Source organism: Paenibacillus sp. BSR1-1 (assembly GCF_030403775.1).
Classification (GTDB): Bacteria; Bacillota; Bacilli; order Bacillales; family Cytobacillaceae; genus Neobacillus.
This window is the reverse complement of sequence record NZ_JAQMWQ010000005.1, coordinates 87,725-105,887: the sequence shown is the minus strand read 5'-3', so window position 1 is coordinate 105,887 and position 18,163 is coordinate 87,725. Positions and strand designations below refer to the sequence as shown.

At 42.5% G+C, this 18,163-nt stretch carries 17 protein-coding genes; 9 read left to right on the top strand and 8 right to left on the bottom strand.

The window, feature by feature from the left end; translation table 11 throughout:
- Window positions 1-19: 19 nt before the first annotated feature.
- Window positions 20-1,207: an acetyl-CoA C-acetyltransferase gene (locus tag PH210_RS10505; RefSeq protein WP_289985185.1), complete on the bottom strand. Its 1,188-nt coding sequence runs from the start codon at window positions 1,205-1,207 to the stop codon at window positions 20-22.
- A gap of 146 nt (window positions 1,208-1,353) precedes the next feature.
- On the opposite strand from PH210_RS10505, the gene PH210_RS10500 reads away from it, so the two are divergent.
- The 3 genes from PH210_RS10500 (at window position 1,354) to PH210_RS10490 (ending at window position 3,914) form a co-directional block, all read left to right on the top strand.
- Entirely contained in the window at window positions 1,354-2,259 is a 906-nt protein-coding gene (locus PH210_RS10500; protein WP_289985183.1) for a hydroxymethylglutaryl-CoA lyase, read from the top strand.
- A 70-nt stretch (window positions 2,260-2,329) separates the two neighbouring features.
- Window positions 2,330-2,470, top strand: coding sequence for a hypothetical protein (locus PH210_RS10495; protein WP_289985180.1), 141 nt, complete (start codon window positions 2,330-2,332; stop codon window positions 2,468-2,470).
- A 523-nt stretch (window positions 2,471-2,993) separates the two neighbouring features.
- On the top strand, window positions 2,994-3,914 hold the full coding sequence (locus PH210_RS10490) for an alpha/beta hydrolase (protein WP_289985177.1): 921 nt from the start codon (window positions 2,994-2,996) through the stop codon (window positions 3,912-3,914).
- Window positions 3,915-3,932: 18 nt separating this feature from the next.
- Here PH210_RS10490 and PH210_RS10485 read toward each other — a convergent pair whose 3' ends face one another.
- Window positions 3,933-4,265 carry an iron-sulfur cluster biosynthesis family protein gene (locus PH210_RS10485; RefSeq protein WP_289985174.1) on the bottom strand — a complete coding sequence of 111 codons (333 nt, stop codon included), beginning with the start codon at window positions 4,263-4,265 and terminating at the stop codon, window positions 3,933-3,935.
- Between the two features lie 65 nt (window positions 4,266-4,330).
- On the opposite strand from PH210_RS10485, the gene PH210_RS10480 reads away from it, so the two are divergent.
- Window positions 4,331-4,537 (top strand): CDGSH iron-sulfur domain-containing protein, encoded by a 207-nt coding sequence (locus PH210_RS10480; protein ID WP_289985171.1) that lies wholly within the window; start codon window positions 4,331-4,333, stop codon window positions 4,535-4,537.
- Window positions 4,538-4,574: 37 nt separating this feature from the next.
- Here PH210_RS10480 and PH210_RS10475 read toward each other — a convergent pair whose 3' ends face one another.
- Window positions 4,575-4,913 carry a YolD-like family protein gene (locus PH210_RS10475; protein ID WP_289985170.1) on the bottom strand — a complete coding sequence of 113 codons (339 nt, stop codon included), beginning with the start codon at window positions 4,911-4,913 and terminating at the stop codon, window positions 4,575-4,577.
- Window positions 4,914-4,935: 22 nt separating this feature from the next.
- Window positions 4,936-6,195, bottom strand: coding sequence for a Y-family DNA polymerase (locus tag PH210_RS10470; protein ID WP_289985168.1), 1,260 nt, complete (start codon window positions 6,193-6,195; stop codon window positions 4,936-4,938).
- 162 nt (window positions 6,196-6,357) lie between these two features.
- Here PH210_RS10470 and PH210_RS10465 point away from each other — a divergent pair, with 162 nt between their 5' ends.
- Entirely contained in the window at window positions 6,358-6,549 is a 192-nt protein-coding gene (locus PH210_RS10465) for a YqzH family protein (protein ID WP_289985167.1), read from the top strand.
- A gap of 265 nt (window positions 6,550-6,814) precedes the next feature.
- Here the strand turns inward: PH210_RS10465 and PH210_RS10460 are convergent, their stop codons facing one another.
- The 3 genes from PH210_RS10460 to PH210_RS10450 form a co-directional block, all read right to left on the bottom strand.
- Entirely contained in the window at window positions 6,815-9,982 is a 3,168-nt protein-coding gene (locus PH210_RS10460; RefSeq protein WP_289985166.1) for a DEAD/DEAH box helicase, read from the bottom strand.
- Window positions 9,983-10,080: 98 nt separating this feature from the next.
- Window positions 10,081-10,878 (bottom strand): SDR family NAD(P)-dependent oxidoreductase, encoded by a 798-nt coding sequence (locus PH210_RS10455; RefSeq protein WP_289985164.1) that lies wholly within the window; start codon window positions 10,876-10,878, stop codon window positions 10,081-10,083.
- A gap of 18 nt (window positions 10,879-10,896) precedes the next feature.
- Window positions 10,897-11,865 carry an MBL fold metallo-hydrolase gene (locus PH210_RS10450; RefSeq protein ID WP_289985162.1) on the bottom strand — a complete coding sequence of 323 codons (969 nt, stop codon included), beginning with the start codon at window positions 11,863-11,865 and terminating at the stop codon, window positions 10,897-10,899.
- 439 nt (window positions 11,866-12,304) lie between these two features.
- On the opposite strand from PH210_RS10450, the gene proC reads away from it, so the two are divergent.
- The 3 genes from proC (at window position 12,305) to namA (ending at window position 15,461) form a co-directional block, all read left to right on the top strand.
- Window positions 12,305-13,147 carry a pyrroline-5-carboxylate reductase gene (gene proC / locus PH210_RS10445; protein ID WP_289985160.1) on the top strand — a complete coding sequence of 281 codons (843 nt, stop codon included), beginning with the start codon at window positions 12,305-12,307 and terminating at the stop codon, window positions 13,145-13,147.
- A gap of 68 nt (window positions 13,148-13,215) precedes the next feature.
- Window positions 13,216-14,364 carry a glycosyltransferase family 2 protein gene (locus tag PH210_RS10440; protein WP_289985159.1) on the top strand — a complete coding sequence of 383 codons (1,149 nt, stop codon included), beginning with the start codon at window positions 13,216-13,218 and terminating at the stop codon, window positions 14,362-14,364.
- Between the two features lie 77 nt (window positions 14,365-14,441).
- Window positions 14,442-15,461: an NADPH dehydrogenase NamA gene (gene namA, locus PH210_RS10435; RefSeq protein ID WP_289985157.1), complete on the top strand. Its 1,020-nt coding sequence runs from the start codon at window positions 14,442-14,444 to the stop codon at window positions 15,459-15,461.
- Window positions 15,462-15,506: 45 nt separating this feature from the next.
- On the opposite strand, the gene rnz is transcribed toward namA, so the two are convergent.
- Entirely contained in the window at window positions 15,507-16,430 is a 924-nt protein-coding gene (gene rnz, locus PH210_RS10430) for a ribonuclease Z (protein ID WP_289985156.1), read from the bottom strand.
- A gap of 229 nt (window positions 16,431-16,659) precedes the next feature.
- Here rnz and zwf point away from each other — a divergent pair, with 229 nt between their 5' ends.
- Window positions 16,660-18,126 (top strand): glucose-6-phosphate dehydrogenase, encoded by a 1,467-nt coding sequence (gene zwf, locus PH210_RS10425; RefSeq protein ID WP_289985498.1) that lies wholly within the window; start codon window positions 16,660-16,662, stop codon window positions 18,124-18,126.
- Window positions 18,127-18,163: the final 37 nt, after the last annotated feature.

Below are 18,163 nucleotides of genomic sequence, written 5' to 3'. Positions count from 1 at the left end.
TCCCCCTTATCATGAACGTTTATGCAAGCTCAACAATCGTTGCGACACCTTGCCCGCCGCCAATACAAAGAGTAGCCAATCCAACGCGCGCCTGCCTCTTTTTCATCTCGTGGATTAAGGTAACCAGAATTCTCGCTCCGCTTGCTCCGATAGGGTGGCCGAGAGCAATAGCGCCGCCATTTACATTGAGAATTTCTTTATTAAACTGAAGCTCACGGTCTACAGCCAGCGATTGTGCCGCAAAAGCTTCATTTGCTTCGATTAATTCAATCTCCTCCATCGAAACAGCTGCCTTTTCCAATGCTTTTCTTACGGCAGGTACCGGACCAATTCCCATGATACTTGGGTCTACACCGGCACTGGCATTTGCTTTAACAGTTACTAGAGGTTCAAGACCTAGTTCTTCGGCCTTTTTCTTACTCATGACTACTACAGCTGCCGCGCCATCATTAATTCCTGAAGCATTTCCTGCCGTTACCGTGCCATCCTTTTTAAACGCTGTTCTCAACCCGGCCAATTTTTCTGCCGTTGTTCCTTTTTTTGGATATTCATCCACCGCAAAAACAATTGGCTCCCCTTTACGCTGCGGGATAACAACAGGAACAATTTCATCATTAAACTTCCCTGCTTCAATCGCCTTCACAGCTTTTTCCTGACTCCATGCTGAAAATTCGTCCTGCTCTTCTCTTGTGATTGAATATTTGCTAGCAAGGTTTTCTGCGGTAATCCCCATATGATAGTCGTTAAATACACATGTAAGACCATCAGAAGTTAATGTATCCACTAATTTTTGGTCGCCCATTTTAAAGCCGTCCCGGGCATTTTTTAACAGGTATGGTGCCTGGCTCATATTTTCCATTCCGCCAGCTACTACGATTTCAGCGTCACCTGCCAAAATAGCTTGCGTCGCAAGGTGAACAGCCTTAAGTCCGGAACCGCAAACTTTATTAATCGTCATCGAGGAAACGCTTTCAGGAATTCCCGCTTGAATAGCCGCCTGCCTTGCCGGGTTTTGCCCGAGGCCTGCCTGGAGAACATTTCCCATAATTACCTCATCCACTTGATCTGGCTTTACTCCTGCCTGTTCAAGTGCCCCTTTGATAACAGTCGCTCCCAGCTCCGGTGCGGATATATTTTTTAAACTTCCGTTAAAGTTTCCAAGTGCAGTTCGGACCGCACTGACAATGACTACTTCAATTTGACTCATTATCTTTCTCTCCCCTTCAACCTTTTTTACCTTTACTACTTCTAGTTTAACACGGAAATACCTCTAATTTTGTCAAAATTTCATTTTTTCTTGATTTTTCAAAAATACCGGCACTACAATGAAAGTATGAAAATGGGAGGGGAAAAATGATGCTTAATTTACCAAAAAAGGTGACCATTATTGAGGTTGGTCCGCGCGATGGTCTGCAGAATGAGAAGTTATTCGTTCCGACTAATATAAAAAAACAATTTATTGCTGCTTTAAGAGATGCCGGGCTTCAAGAAATGGAGCTGACTTCGTTTGTTTCACCAAAATGGGTGCCGCAAATGGGCGATGCGGCTGAAATTGTCACTGATTGCCTCGATGATAGGACAAGAAATATTGTCCTTGCGCCGAATAGAAAAGGGATTGACAGGGTTTATTCCACCGATTGCAAAGCGGTTGCCGTGTTTGTTGGGGTGAGCAACACTTTTAATCTAAAAAATATAAATAAATCAACGAAGGATAGTATGGAAGAATTAAAACCCATCATCCATGAATTAAAAGAAAAGAATTATTTTGTTCGTGCCTGCATTTCTACCTCTTTTTATTGTCCTTATGAAGGGAAAATCAATGAAATTGACACATTGGCGCTTTGCCGTGATTTTGTAGAGGCTGGTGTCGATGAATTGAGCGTGGCCGATACGATTGGGATGGCTGCCCCTGATGAAGCCTACTCTTTGTTTTCTCAACTAAAAGCAGAATTCCCTGGGGTTCTTTTAACAGCCCATTTTCATGACACCCGGAAGCTTGCCCTAGCCAATATTTTAGCTTCTCTTCAAGCAGGAATTGACCGATTTGATTCTTCTGCCGGCGGGCTTGGCGGCTGCCCTTTCGCACCTGGAGCCAGCGGAAATGCGGCAACAGAGGACGTAGTTTACATGCTTGAGCGGATGGGAATTGAAACAGGAGTTAATCTCGAAAAGCTCGTGGATGCAATTGAAGTCGTCCAGCCTCATCTTTCAAGGTCCATCGATAGCGGATATTATCGTTTACATGCTCAAACCAATTAGGTTTGTGAATAATCACCCATCTATCTATGCATCTTATTAGATGAAACTACCTGGAAGGGAGATTGATTTTATGAGCCAAAAACGTGACAAAGGAAACAGCCAAAAGGGCAAAGACTATGCAGAAACAGGCGATGGCGGCACACGGACGATGGCCGCTGAAGAGATGAACAAAGCGATTCATCCGACGAAGCGACAAAATGCAGAGTCATAATAGAAAAGCGGGAGCGCCTTCGGAACAAGCGGAGCTTGTTCCTGCGAGACTTATTTAAAGGAGCTTTCCTTAGTGCCCAGGGGGAAAATGAACTGCTTTTTTCCTAGGGGCGACAAGCATAAGACGAGCCGGCGGAAAGGTTGCTTTTTAACCTTTTCGCTGGATTGGCTGTAGACCTGCGAGCCCCTAGGCGCTGGAGCTGGACAGTTCTCAAAGTGCGATGTCATGTAATTTTTTTATTATGAGCCTAAGCCGCTAAATTGGAATCAGCGGCTTTTTTCATGTTAAAATTTATGGGCGCATGTAGTTTATTTTCCATATATTATATGAAGGCTCTTTTCGTAAACTTTGTTGCTTTATGGAACTTATTCAGGTTCATTTTACTAAGTTTCCGGGCAATTTCCGCAAATGTTCTTACAAAAAGATGCCCCGAAGCTACTAGTTTTACGGGTTGATAAACTTTTACGAATAACAACATTTATGCGAAAATAGCCTTTATTAATCACTTCGGGAGGTGCCGCTTTTGAAAAAGGCATTTCGAGCTTTGTTCATTTTATTGTTTTTCTGGTTATCTCTCGCTTTATATTTTACAAACCGGATTATGTATATGAAAAAAAAGGACGAGGATTTTATCTTAAAGCGGGAAAAGGATGCTGGCAGGTATAATCCTGATGAATTTGATTCCCTTCCACAACGAGAAGTGGATATACTTTCTCCTTTCGGCTACACCATTAAAGCCGTTTTGGTTGAGCCGCACGAGACCAACCGCTATATCGTGATTACCCATGGTGTAACCGAAACCAAAATTAATTCGATTAAATATGCAAACCTTTTCCTTGAGCGCGGGTTCAATGCCTTGATTTATGACCATCGCCGCCACGGAGAATCCGGAGGGAAAACCACCAGCTTTGGCCACTATGAAAAATTTGATTTAAAAACAATTGTTGACTGGCTAAAAAAAGAAAAAGGGCCTGATCTTGAACTTGGAATTCACGGTGAATCGATGGGGGCAGCCACGATGCTGTTATATGCAGGTCTTTTAGAGGATGGCGCTGATTTTTATATTGCCGACTGTCCATTTTCTGATTTTAAAGAACAGCTTGCCTATCTGATTAAAAAGGATTTTAAACTCATCCCTGGACTCTTGCTGCCAATCGGTGACACTTTTTTAAGGTTACGAGATAAATATTCCATTCGAAATGTTTCTCCGATTTCGGTCATTGAGAACATCAAACATCCCGTTTTGTTTATTCACAGCCAAAAGGATGATTTTATTCTTCCTACCATGACGAAAGAGTTATTTGAGCAAAAGAAAGGGCCGAAAATGCTCTATCTTGCAGCAAACGGGCGCCATGCTCAATCCTTTAACGAAAATCCCGCCGATTACGCACGGGTGGTTGATGAATTTCTTCAAAAATATGTTCATCAGCCCTTGCCTAATTAAAACAGACTGTCCATTGGTTCAGTCTGTTTTTTCTTTCAGGATTAGGCTCATATGTCCGTTCAGGATTTGCCCTGGGCTTTTTAATTGAAAGCAATTAGTTGCCTTGGAAAAATCAATTTTCATTTGTTCATCAAAAAAGACCATTTTGGATTTTTCTACATAAACCGTTCTTTCGTTAGTTTCAATTGCGATGTCGGTATCATCTAGTTTAGTAACATGCCATAAGGCAATTACACCGTTTACGGCGCAGCCGCAGCCATCTGTATCATATTTTAATTTTAAATAGCCTTCGCGGTTTTCGGTTCTTTCATTGATTTTTCCTGCCGCTTCCGCTGTTATGGTGATTTCCACGTTTAAAGCTCCTCTCTTTTGGCATATGATGATTGTATCATATGTTTTTAAAGGAGTGTCAGTTTATGACCAAAGTTCAAATCAAAGTAAATGATAACGGCTCTCTAAGAATCACCGGTGATGTGGAGCTGCTAGATGGTGAAGGCAATGTTTATACTACTAAACCTTCTTTTTCTCTCTGCCGATGCGGCTTATCAAAAAACAAACCTTTTTGCGATGGCTCGCATAAAGGAAATTTTGAATCACAAGTCCGGGTTCCTGAAGGTGAATAGATTAAGAAACGCGGCTTCTTATAGAAGCCGCGCTTTTTTATGTGTCCGTCAGCCTTATATCGGCAATCGCATCTATGGGAATCCGGTGCACTTCTTCAAAGCGGTCTACTACATGAAGCCTTTGGACCATTTCGTCCCAGTAATGAATTTTGCCAATCACAATTTCATAGTTCCGGTTATGGTAATGCGTAATTGTAACGTATTGATCAAATTCAATTGCTTCCGACAAGGTCTCATTCATGAGCTCGAGCTGCTGCTCATCCATTTCTCTTTTCTGTTCGTATTCATCCTCTTTTACCCAATCCCGGAGCAATTTCACATGCTCAGGAAGCATCATCGACGTCCATTTGATTCTGCCGCGGTCGCGAATCGTCATACGCCTCTACCTTCTTTCCCAATTACATTTTATGTCCGCCTACTAGTGTTGCCCTATGCTTTGCAGTTCCAGCGGTTGTATAGGAAACAGCGCGCAGCAGCGAGCCTGAACCGAAGCGCCGGCGGACCGAATCCACTACATAGCCAAGCTCCCGCCTCTTGTAAGCCCCCAAGTCAAAAAGATCAAGCTGAAGCTCGCTGTCGTCGACTATATTTCCGAGAGCAATCGCAATTTGCCTTACCGTCTTGCCTGTATAATTTTCATGAAACAATTCAAGGCAGACGCGGTAAAGTTCCATCGTTTCATTTGTTGGCTGCCTGATCGTACGGGAGCGATGAAAGCCGCCGCCAAATTCATCTTGGCTGTAACCGACGCTGAGACTAATGGTTCTCCCTGCCTTTCGGCGCGTTCTTGTTCTCCGGGCCACTTCCTCGCACATTTCTAAAATAACGGCCTTGATTTCCTTTTCCTCTTTATAATCCCTTAAGAGAATTTGGCTTTTTCCAAAGCTGATTTGCCCTTGAATGATTGGGGCTCCCAGCTCAGAAAGATCCACTCCCCAGGCATGATGATAAAGCTGGTTCCCCATAATTCCGAACTTCTTTTCCAGCTTTTCTAAATCATAGCGGGCCAGCTGACCAACCGTAAAAATCCCCATTCCGTTTAATGTCTTTTCGACACGCCGGCCAATTCCCCACATTTCCCTAAGTGGGGATACGTTCCAAAGCTTTGTCTTTACATCGTCATACGTCCACTCGGCCACTCCTTTTTTCTTTGCGTCCAAATCCAGACAAAGCTTTGACATGAGCATGTTCGGGCCAATGCCGACGGCGCACGGCAGCTGAAATTCCCGTTCAATATCGTCCTTTATTTTTTCAGCAATCGTCCGGGCATCCCCCCATAAATGAAGCGCGCCATCGACTTTAATAAAGCTTTCATCGACGCTGTACGTATGGATGGCTTCTTTTGGAACGTAGCGGTTAAAGACACGGGAAATTTCAGTTGAAACACGTAAATAAGTTGCCATCTTTGGCTCAACAATTTGAATTCTTGGGTCTTTTGGAATCTCGAATAGCCGTGAACCTGTTTTAATCCCAAATTCCTTTTTGAGGCGCGGGGAAGCAGCAAGCACGACACTTCCCTGCCGATCCAAGTTGCCAGCCACCGCTAAATAGCAATTCAATGGGTCAAGACCTCTCATAACAGCCGAACAGCTTGCATAAAAGCTCTTCATATCCACACATAGAATTTTATTTTGCGGCAGTGTGCTATAATCCACCATGGCTTTCCCCTCACAGTTTTTCAAAAAGTAGAACATTCGTTCTTTATTATTATATTTATTATGATAAGCGAATATACGTTCTCATTCAATGGAAAATTTTTGACTGTTTTTTTAGATGGAGATTAAGCAGTAAAACAGTATAATAACGATGAGGTGCTTTTTATGGAGAAAAAACTAGTCGTTAAAATGATCAAGAATTGTTTTAAACAGTATTATGAGGCGGATTCGCTGCCTGTTGATGAGAAAGATTTGGAAGCACTTGTGAATCGGATTCTTCAAACAAAAGACGAAGAACCGACTGCGGATTTATATGAGGTAGTAAATGATACGGTGTATGAATTTTTAACACAATAAAGAGAACTCATGAGGACAAAAATAGCAGGAAAGCCTAGGATGCTGTCCTCATGAAAGGCTCATGAGAACAAAAATAGCGATAAAACCTAGAATGTTGTCCTCATGAAGGGCTCATGAGAACAAAAATAGCGAGAAAACCTAGAATGTTGTCCTCATGAAGGGCTCATGAGAACAAAAACAGTAGGAAAACCTAGGATTTTGTCCTCATGAAAGGCTCATGAGGACAAAAATAGCAGGAAAGCCAATGATTCTGTCCTCATGAAGTTTAAGATAGTATTTCTTGTATATCCTCTTCGGTTAATACGAAATTGCCCTGCTCCTCGGAGTCAATGATTTCTTCAATCAGCTGTCTTTTTTTGTCCTGCAGTTCGCTGATTTTCTCTTCGATGGTGCCCCGGGAAACAAGCTTGATGACCTGGACAACATTTTTCTGGCCAATGCGATGGGCCCGGTCTGCGGCCTGTTCCTCGACCGCCGGATTCCACCAAATGTCATACAAAATGACCGTGTCCGCTCCCGTCAAATTAAGCCCTGTACCGCCAGCCTTAAGCGAAATAAGGAAAAAATCACGTTCCCCTTCATTAAATCGATTGCAGATTTCCAAGCGTTCTTCAGACGGAATAGCCCCATCAAGATAGAAAAAAGGAAGGTCCTTAACCGCTAAATTTCTCCCTATAATGCCGAGCATTTTTGTAAACTGGGAGAAAATCAACACCCGCCTTCCTGAAAGCATGGATTCCTCAATAAGTCTCATCAGCATTTCAAATTTTGCAGAGCTGCCTTTGTAACCGTCCACAAACAAAGCCGGATGGCAGCAAATCTGCCGCAAGCGCGTTAAACCTGCGAGGATTTTTATCCGGTTCTTCCGGATAGTTTCCTTGTCCAAATGCTTAAGTGTATCCTCTCGAAGCTTGGCCAAATACGCGGCATACAGCTTCTTTTGATCTGGAAGAAGTTCTGCTGATTCCGTAAACTCTAATTTTTCCGGAAGCTCGGAAACGACGTCCTCCTTCATCCTGCGCAATAAGAATGGACGGACTCTCCGAGAGATCTTTTTCCTTGATAGGTTTGAGAATTCCTTTAAGCCACGAAATAGTTCAGGAAAGACGACATGAAAAATAGACCAGAGTTCTTCGAGAGAATTTTCCACCGGTGTTCCGGTCAAGGCAAACCGATAATCCGCCTTAAGCCTTTTTACCGCTCGTGCCGTTTGAGTTAGCGGGTTCTTAAAGGCTTGAGCTTCATCAAAAAAGACAGTGTGGAACTCTTGTTTCTCGTACCATTTGAGATCCCGCCGAAGCAAAGGATACGAAGTAATAACCACGTCCATTTGCAAAGCTTCCTTCAGGATACGTTGCCTCTCAGCTTGATTGCCATCCACGACAACAGCTTGAATTTCCGAAGTGAATTTCATTATTTCACTCAGCCAATTATACGATAAAGAGGAAGGACAGACGATTAGAACTGGCTGCTTCTTTGAACGGATAATCGAAAGCTCTGATAAAATAAACGTGATGCTTTGCAGCGTTTTTCCAAGGCCCATATCATCAGCCAGAATTCCGCCAAACCCGTAATGGGCCAGTGTTTTCATCCACTTGTAACCGCGTTTTTGATAGTCGCGTAAAATCGGCTCTAAACTAGATGGCACCACAAACTCCAAGCTGCCGGGATTGCGGAGACTTTCGAGGAACTGACGGAAGGATTCTTCTGCGATGAACACCTGACTGTCGTCAACGGAATCAAGCAGCGGCAGTCCCTGCATTATCGATAGCTCGAAGCTGTCTTCAAGATTTTTCTTCTCCGCGGGTATTTCCGCTAAAAACCGTTGAATTTCCTTAAACTCCCGTGTCTCCAACGACAATAGCGCACCATTACGGAGCCGATAATATTTCCGCTTTTCCTCTAAGGCCGCTAAAACTTCTTTAATTTGCTGCTCCGGAATTCCTAGTTCAAATTTAAATTCAAGCCAGTTTGTTCGTTCTTTTTTCACCTTAACTCTCAAGCCCGGGCGGGGATTCTCTCTAAAAATCCTGTTTCTTACAGCTGTTGTGGCATAAATTTGCACTAGCTTTTGAAGCTTCGGGACAGTATGGTAAAGAAACGCATATTCTAATTCTTCATTGTGAAGGTAATAACCGCCTTCAGTTTTGGAAAATGAACTCTCCTCCATAAGCTGCAAAATCTGGCTCTCCTTTTCCTCATCTCGGATTACTCTTGAACCAGCATGAATATCCTGCTTCTCCAAAGGGTTGATAACAACATAATCATAATGAAACTCCAGCCCGGCCAGCAGGCGATTTTTCACCCGGTCCAAGTACAATTTGGCAATCAGCGGCGTTTTCATATACTCTTTTACCAATCCATCAGAAAGCTGGACATAACCTATTTTTTTTAAGCCAGGAACTACTTTTTCTAAAAAATGCTGAATTTGTACCTGAGGGATGGAAATTTGATTCGTACCGGATGCATCCAGCAAGTGGTTAAGATTGGACAACCGCTGGCAGTCCTCTGTATTCATCGTGACGATTTTCCCTGCTGATAAAACAGACCCGTAAGAATCCAAGATAATCATATTAGATAATCCATTGACCTTAAGAAAATAGCCAGTGTCTTCCGCCTCGCTAAATTCAAACTTTAACGGAGGCAGCTCGGCCGTAACAATTAAACTATCATAGGTATTGCCATTGTATTTAAGCTTCACCAATGGTGCCTTCGTAAGCAATGGCTGAAGCTCCTTCCAGGAAGATGGCGGAATAGGAAGAAGTTCTGACTCGCCAATGTGCTTATTATCTTGAATCACTTGTATTAGTTTCTTAATCACGGAATCAATTTCAGGCTGAAAGCAATGCAAGTAAGGTTCATATCTGAATAGGCTAGAAAGCATAATTGGCCGTCCCTGATCAACGGCGCTAAGAAAGTCCCGGATGTTTGGTACTGTTATTGGTCCAATCTTTATCTCCATTCCGAGTAGGTACTGTTCGTTAATCAAAATGGGTTCACAGGTAAGTTCAACTTCAAGCGCGGTTCTATTTTCAAAATGGAGCTGATGCCCACTAGAACGTATCGGCTGGTTATTGAAGAGGTTCAGCACGCCATCAGCTAAATTCTCCCCACTGTTTGAAGAAACCTCTTGAAAGGGAGTAGTTCCTTTACGTTGATGGTCATGGATGGCTAGCAATACCGCCGCAATATGCTGACAATCCTTTTGAAAGGAGGTCAACACAGGACAGGTGCACTTTGATCGAAAACTACCGTTGTTTTCCCTTTCAATCACAACATGGAAATCCTCAGTTCCAGATACTATTGCTTCACATCGGTCAGGAACGTAATTTTCAAAAGTTACTTTGTTGGAACGGTAAAAAGCCTCGCCTCTTTTGAAGGAGACAGTCCCGCACATTTCTTTAATCATTTTTTGGTGTAATCTTATATTCAAAAGCGGACTCCTTCCTGAGGTCATTTAGATTACCCATTATAACATTTTTATAGAATTGCTCCCATAGAAAAAGCCGCCTTAACCAGGCAGCTTTTCCCTTACTTAGAACTGAGCATTCGTTTTCCCAGCCGCTCGAACAACCGAGGAAATAGAACATAGGCAACACTTCCAAAATTCATCCAGCGCGGCAAATTGATCTCCCTCGTTTTCGTCAGCATGCTGCCAACTACCTTCTTTGCCACATACTCAGGCTGAAGCATATACCGTTGAACATTTTTAACATAAGTGCCCTTTTCATCGGCAATGTTAAAAAAATTAGTGGCAATTGGCCCTGGATTCACGGAGGTTACCTGAACATTATAGTCGGAAAGCTCCATCCTAAGAGCATTGGTGTAGCCAAGAACAGCATGCTTAGTGGCAGAATAGACACTCGATTTCGGAGTGGCAATTTTTCCAGCTTGTGAAGCAATATTAATAATATGCCCAAAGCGCCGCTCTCGCATTTTCGGCAGCACCATGTTGGTACAGGCCATCAGCCCAACGACATTTACTTCAAACATTCCCTTAATTTCATCAATCGGGGCTTCATGCGCTTCACGAAAGACCCCAAAGCCTGCATTATTGACAAGTATGTCTACTTGTCCTATTTCTGCAAAAATCTGCTTAAAAACGCTTTGAACTTGATCAGTATCCGACACATCAAGCTGAAAAACATCCACTCTTACTTGATACTTTCGCTGCAATACTGCCTTCAGCTGTTCAAGCTTATCGAGGCTTCGTGCCAGGAGGACAAGATTAGCGCCGCTTGCCGCACAAAGCTTGGCAATTTCCGCTCCAATCCCCCCGGATGCACCGGTAATCACAATATTTTTATCCTTTAACTGTTCCCTAACCATTTATACACCCCATCAGAGTTAATCCCGTGGTTTTGATTGATAAACCACAGGCTGACCATCTCTACTAATAATCTCCCCGATAGAATCCAAATAGTCAAGCTGAGCAACCGTTTCCGAAATCGTCAACATCAATTCACGCTGATAGACGGATGGAAACAGCCGCTGGCAGATTTGAAATACAGTAAGTTCCTCTTCCTCCAGCCAAGTTTTTACCGTCATCGCACGTTCATGCTGGCGAGTTAGCCTTTTTTCAATTAGTTCAGCTAACTGATAGACTTCATCACCATGACCGGTATAGACACAATGAATTGGATAGTGAAGCAGCTTTTTCATCGAATCGTTATGCTGAAGCTGCGGCTTTGGCCTCTCTTTTTCTCCAGGCGCCGGCGGCTCAAGTAATGGATTAGGTGAAATATGGGCAAGTATTAAATCCCCGCCAATCAAAACTCCGTCCTTTTCCCTAAAAAGCGCTATTTGACTTTGGGCATGACCTGGGGTTCCGATTACTTTCCAGTCGTGTAGTCCCGGAGGTCTCATTCCCTCCAAGAGATGTCCGGTAAGCGGCCGATTACACATATACTTCATCGTCTTTCTTAGTTTTGGAAGTATCGCAAAATATTCCTCAGGTAATCCGAACTCCTTAAAATGCTCTATGAAAAAATGTTCTTGTTCTTGAAAAAAAGTTTCATTTGGATGAATCCATCTTTCATTCAGCGGGTGCCCATACACCTCTAACGGATCGGGAAAAAAATCGAGCATCCCGGCATGATCAGGGTGATGATGAGTAAGAACTACCTGCTCGATATCCTGAGGGCTTAAATCTAATTCAGCCATTTGTTCTGTAAGGGAATTCCATGATTCTTCCGTTTTCGCTCCCGTATCAACAAGCGTTAAACGTTCCCCCCTAATTAAATAAACATTAACATCGCCAACGGCAAAAGGAGTCGGCAACGTGATCTTGGCAATTCCATCTTTCCATTCAGTCATTTTCAAAACCCCTTAACATAATGGTTAATTTAAAGTGTAACGATTATTTTTTCCAATGTCATTATATTTACATAATTTTTTTGAAAAAATAAAAAATTCTATAAATTTATCCCTTGACAGACAGGCTATTTTTCTTGCATAATCACTATTAAAATTTCATTTGTTCGAAGCGATGAGTAAGGCCAGTAAATGAGAAATGGCGAAAGAGAGTGAAGTTCGAAGGCTGAAAGGCTTCACCGCCCTCTTAATCATTGAACCTACCTTATGAGCATTTAGGAAAACCTAACGTATGTCCGGCGTTAACGGAGTCGAGTGAACCCTGTTGTGAATTGTTCCAACTTGGGTAAATGAAGGTGGTACCGCGGAAGCTAGACCTTTCGTCCTTTGTGGATGAAGGGTCTTTTTTGTTTTATTCGAAAACTTTAAGGAGGATTTATAAATGAAAAAAATCGCAATTGTTGGCGCAGGTTCGATGGCTGAAGCCTTTATTTCCGGCATTCTAGAAAATGGATTAATTGATAGAAAAAATGTATGGGTAACAAATAATTCGAATCAAGAACGATTACATCGTCTAGAAGAACGATATGGTGTCCGGGGAACGTATGATTTGAATGTACTTTTTGATGGGGCCGACATTGTCATGTTAGCGATGAAGCCAAAGGATGCGTCATCGGCAATCGACTATATCCGCGGGCATTTAACCGAGCAAATGCTGGTAGTTTCCGTTCTAGCGGGGGTTTCGATGAATACGATTGAGACTCTAGCGAATAAATCCCTCTCCATCGCCAGGTCCATGCCTAATACATCTGCGGCAGTAGGAAAATCGGCGACCGCCTTCGCTGTTAATAACCGTGTCACCACAGAACAGCTAGAAACTACAAAAAAGCTGTTTGGAACAGTCGGCTTGGCAGCCTTTGTTGCCGAAGAACAGCTCGATGCTGTAACTGGTTTGTCCGGCAGCGGACCAGCCTATATTTATTACCTGATTGAAGCAATGGAAAAAAGTGCAGTAGAGGTTGGATTGGAAAAGGAAATGGCAAGTGAACTAATTGTGCAAACGTTAATTGGAGCGGCAGAGATGGTTAAAAACTCCAGTAAAACTTCGACACAATTGCGGAAAGAAGTGACAAGTCCAGGCGGCACTACGGAAGCCGGCATTCGGATTTTAGAGGAAAACGGGGTTCAAGAGGCATTCATTTCCTGTATTAAAGCAGCAACTGCCCAATCTAGGAAAATGGGAGATGCCCTCTGTTCACAGCTTAAAGTAGGAAAAACATTTTAAAAAGTTGTATCGTAATCCACAGTTCTCTTAAACTAATAGTAAACACATGATTTTAGAGGGCTGAGGATATGGACACCATACTTACTATTTTATTCTCCTTGGGCATCCTGGTTTGGATTGTTTTTCTCATAGATGCTCATTTCGGTTTTAAAAATTTAGACTCGCTTGAAAGCGAAGAATGCTTAGAAAATGGGCCATTATTGTCGGTAATTGTGGCAGCCCGTAATGAAGAGAAACAAATAAAATCAAGCATTATCAGTCAACTGAAGCAAACCTATAAACATGTGGAATGGATTCTTGTCAATGACCGTTCAATTGATCATACCGGAAAAATCATGGATGAATTAATGGAACTAGACTCGCGAATAAAAGTTCTCCACATTAAGGACTTGCCTGAGGGCTGGCTTGGGAAAAATCATGCCTTATATCAAGGCTCTCTAAAGGCCTCCGGTAAATGGCTATTGTTTACCGATGCGGATGTAAAGTATGAAGAAGAAGCATTCGCTAAGGCCCTCCATTATTTTGACAAACACCAGCTTGATCATTTAACGGCAGCCCCAAATCTAAACGCAACCCATTTTTGGCTGAAAACCTTTATCGCCTTCTTTCTATTTGGCTTCTCCTATTTTAAACGGCCATGGTCTGCAAATAACCCAAAGTCGAAAATCGGCACGGGAATCGGGGCGTTTAATCTCGTATCAAAAGCGGCCTATGAACAGTTTGGTACACATGAAAAAGTGAAAATGCGTCCGGATGATGATTTGCAGCTGGGGATGAAAATGAAAAAAGCAGGATTCCGGCAAAGAATTGCCACCGCGCTCAAATTAATTGAAGTCGAATGGTATGGCAGCTTAAAAGAGGCATTTGTTGGTCTTGAAAAAAATACTTTTGCCGGACTAAATTATCGAATCAGCATGGTCCTTTTCTCGATATTTGGAGTCTTTGTCACTCATGTGCTTCCCTTTGTGACTATTTTTTCAAAAAATAAAACCATTGCCCTGCTCAGTTTAGGCAATATTGCTGCGAGCGGCATTCTGTATTGGATGATCGTGAAGAAAATGACGCGATTCTCCCCTTTTCTTTTTGCCGTATTTCCGATTACGGCATTGCTGTTTATTTATTCAATTATTAGAGCAAGCATCCTTACGTTTAAACGGGGGGGAATAGTCTGGAGAGGCACCACCTACCGATTAAGCGAGCTTAGAGATAACGACTGAAGCAGAATTTTTAATTATCTTGGAGCCTTTTGCTATACTAAGATTGATAATATAACAGTTGATGGAGGCTCCTTAACATGACAGCTAAATTATTTTCTCCTTATACAATTAAAGGTGTGACATTCAAAAACAGAATTGTCATGTCACCAATGTGCATGTATTCCAGTCATAATGAGGATGGGCATCTTCAAAACTGGCATCGCACCCATTACACAAGCAGGGCAGTGGGCCAGGTCGGCCTCATTATTGTAGAAGCAACAGCCGTTACACCTCAGGGACGGATTTCACCACAGGATTTAGGCATCTGGAATGATGACCATATAGCAGGATTCCAAGAACTAGTTAAGCTTGGGAAAGAACATGGGGCCAAAATGGGCATTCAGCTTGCCCACGCAGGTCGAAAAGCGATGCTAGAAGGAGAAATTGTTGCTCCTTCCGCGCTCGCTTTCAATGATAAAATGAAAACGCCAAAGGAAATGACAAAATCCGAAATTGAAGAAACCGTGGAGGCTTTTAAGAAGGGTGCCGAGCGGGCTGCCAGGGCTGGCTTTGATGTAATTGAGATTCACGGGGCCCATGGATATTTGATAAACGAATTCCTTTCACCTCTTTCCAACAAAAGAACCGATGAATACGGAGGATCAGCTGAAAATCGTTACCGGTTCTTGCAAGAAGTCATTGATGCCATCAAAGAAGTTTGGGAGGGGCCCCTCTTTGTGCGTGTTTCCGCTCATGATTACCATGAAGAAGGCTTAAAACCGGAAGATTATGTAACCTTCTCTCAGTGGATGAAAGAACAGGGTGTCGATTTAATTGACGTAAGCTCAGGTGCAGTCGTTCCAGCACGCATTAATGTTTACCCGGGCTATCAGGTTAAATATGCCGAAACGATTAAGAATGGTGCTGATATCCCTACCGGTGCAGTTGGCTTAATCACTTCCGGGATTCAGGCAGAAGAAATTTTACAAAACGAACGGGCCGAATTAGTCTTTTTAGCACGTGAATTACTAAGAGATCCATACTGGCCAAGAACCGCGGCGAAAGAACTTGGTGTCAGCATTGAAGGACCAAAACAATACGAGCGCGGATGGGTATAATAGACAAAAAGCACTTACCAGTTTTTAGGTAAGTGCTTTTTTTGATTAATTAAGCGGAATATTAATTTCTTTAAAATCCTCAGATATGTCCGTATTAGGAAAGATTTCTTTTGCTTCGTCAACTAATTCTTTCCAGTCATGTCGATCATACCGTGAACTGATATGAGTCAAGCAAAGCTGCTTACATCCGGCACTTCTGGCAATTTCTGCAGCCTGATGGGTCGTTGAATGAAAATAGTCGGAAGCCAATTTTTCTTCTCCTTTTGAAAAGGTCGATTCGTGAACCAACAAATCAGCATTTTTTGCTAACAAAATCGCATTTTCGCAAAATCGGGTATCCCCTAAAATGGTAACGATTCTCCCCTTTTGCTCAGGACCAAGAAAATGATGCGGCTCAATGATACTGCCATCATCAAGTGTAATAGCTTCACCGTTCTTTATCTTTCTAAAAATCGGCCCTGGCTGGACACCTGCTTCAATTAACTTATCGGCAAGCAACGTACCGGGCCTGTCCTTTTCGACCACCCGATACCCGTAGGAAGGGATTCCGTGATCAAGCAAACGAGCTTCGACGGAGAACTGATCATCTTCAAAAATAATCCCCTCGGAGATTTCAATAACAGACAACGGATACTTTAAATAGGTTTGGCTTAAGGATAGACTAACATGAATAAATTCTTTGATCCCTTTCGGCCCATACACTGTTACTTCAGTATCTCCACCTTGAAAAGAACGGCTCGATAACAGGCCAGGAAGACCGTATATATGATCCCCATGAAGATGAGTTATAAAGATTTTTTCAATTCTACGGGGTTTAATCGATGTATGTAAAATTTGGTGCTGCGTTGCTTCACCGGCATCGAATAACCAGACCGCCCCGCGTTCCTCCAATAGTTTAAGGGCAATGGAAGTGACATTGCGAAGCTTTGCGGGCATGCCTGCGCCGGTTCCTAAGAAAAAAATGTCCAAAATCTAATCTCCTCTCTATACAGAACCTACTTCCAATTACTATAGCATAAACTGCTGCGAATTGCTCCTCAGCCCGTTAGGTCCTACTAATTTGATACATGCAAATCATTATATTTGCGAAACCTAATCATAAGCGCTAAATTAAATACTTGTTAAGTACAAACTACATAAGCAACCAACTATAGAAATGAGGGCTTTGAACGTGGAAGAAAACATGACTTCTTTAATCATGATTTTTGGAGCAACTGGGGATTTAGCGAAACGGAAGCTTTTCCCTTCTCTGTACCGGTTATACAATAAAGGGAAATTCCATAAATTTGCTGTGATTGGCGTTGCTAGGAAATCTATGTCTAATGATGATTTTCAGGCATCTGTAAAGGACTCCGTTGTCTCGGCACTTGGAAACAAGGAAAATATTGATGAATTCATCTCGCATTTTTATTATCAACCTCATGATGTGTCAGATTCAAGTTCATACGGCTCCTTAAAAACCTTTGCCGACCAAATTGATGAACATCATAAACTGGAAGGAAACCGAATTTTTTACTTAGCCATGGCACCGGAATTTTTCGGCACAATCGCCTTGCATTTAAAATCTGATGGACTTACAGATGTATCGGGCTACAAGCGGCTTGTCATTGAAAAACCATTCGGCCATGATTTAGAATCTGCAAAGGAATTAAACAAGCAAATTCGAACCGCCTTTTCGGAAAAAGAAGTATACCGAATCGACCATTATTTAGGAAAAGAGATGGTGCGGAATATCGAAGTTATTCGTTTTGCCAATGCCATTTTTGAACCGCTTTGGAATAATCGATACATTTCCAATATCCAAATTACCTCCAGCGAAACACTTGGAGTAGAAGAACGCGGGCGTTATTATGAGTCTAGCGGTGCCCTTAGAGATATGCTGCAAAACCATATGATGCAAATGGTGGCATTACTAGCGATGGAGCCTCCAATCCGTCTGACAACAGATGAAATTCGGTCTGAAAAAGTCAGAGTGTTCCGTGCGCTCCGATCAGTCGAAGGTGACGAAGTAAATGAATATTTCGTCCGCGGGCAATATGGTGAAGGTGAAATGGATGAAAATCCGGTTCCAAAATACCGTGATGAGCCAATGGTCGATAAAGAATCCAATACTGAAACCTATGTGGCTGGAAAAGTAATGATTGATAATTTCCGCTGGGCCGGCGTTCCTTTTTATATTCGAACAGGAAAAAGACTAAAGGTTAAATCCACCAAAATTGTCATTCAATTTAAAGATATTCCAATGAATCTATATTACCAAACCGAAAAAATGCTTAATCCAAATCTCCTTGTTATTCATATTCAGCCAGAAGAGGGAATCACTTTGCATCTAAATGCCAAAAAAGCAGGTGGTCATTTGGATGCACAAGAAGTAAGATTAAGCTTTGCAAATACTGGTATTCATGCAATGAATACGCCTGAAGGGTATGAAAAGCTGCTTTATGACTGTATGCGCGGTGATGCCACGAATTTCACCCATTGGGATGAAGTTGCCTATTCTTGGGCGTTTGTAGACAAAATTTCAGCTGAATGGCAGAAAACAAAAGCAGACTTTCCAAATTATGTATCCGGTTCGAAGGGACCAGATGCAGCAGATAAGCTTTTGGAAAAAGACGGCTTCTTCTGGTGGCCTGTAACAGATTTAGAAGTAGATATGTGCAAATAATAAATAAAGCTCCACTGGCTCTAAATGGGCAATGTGG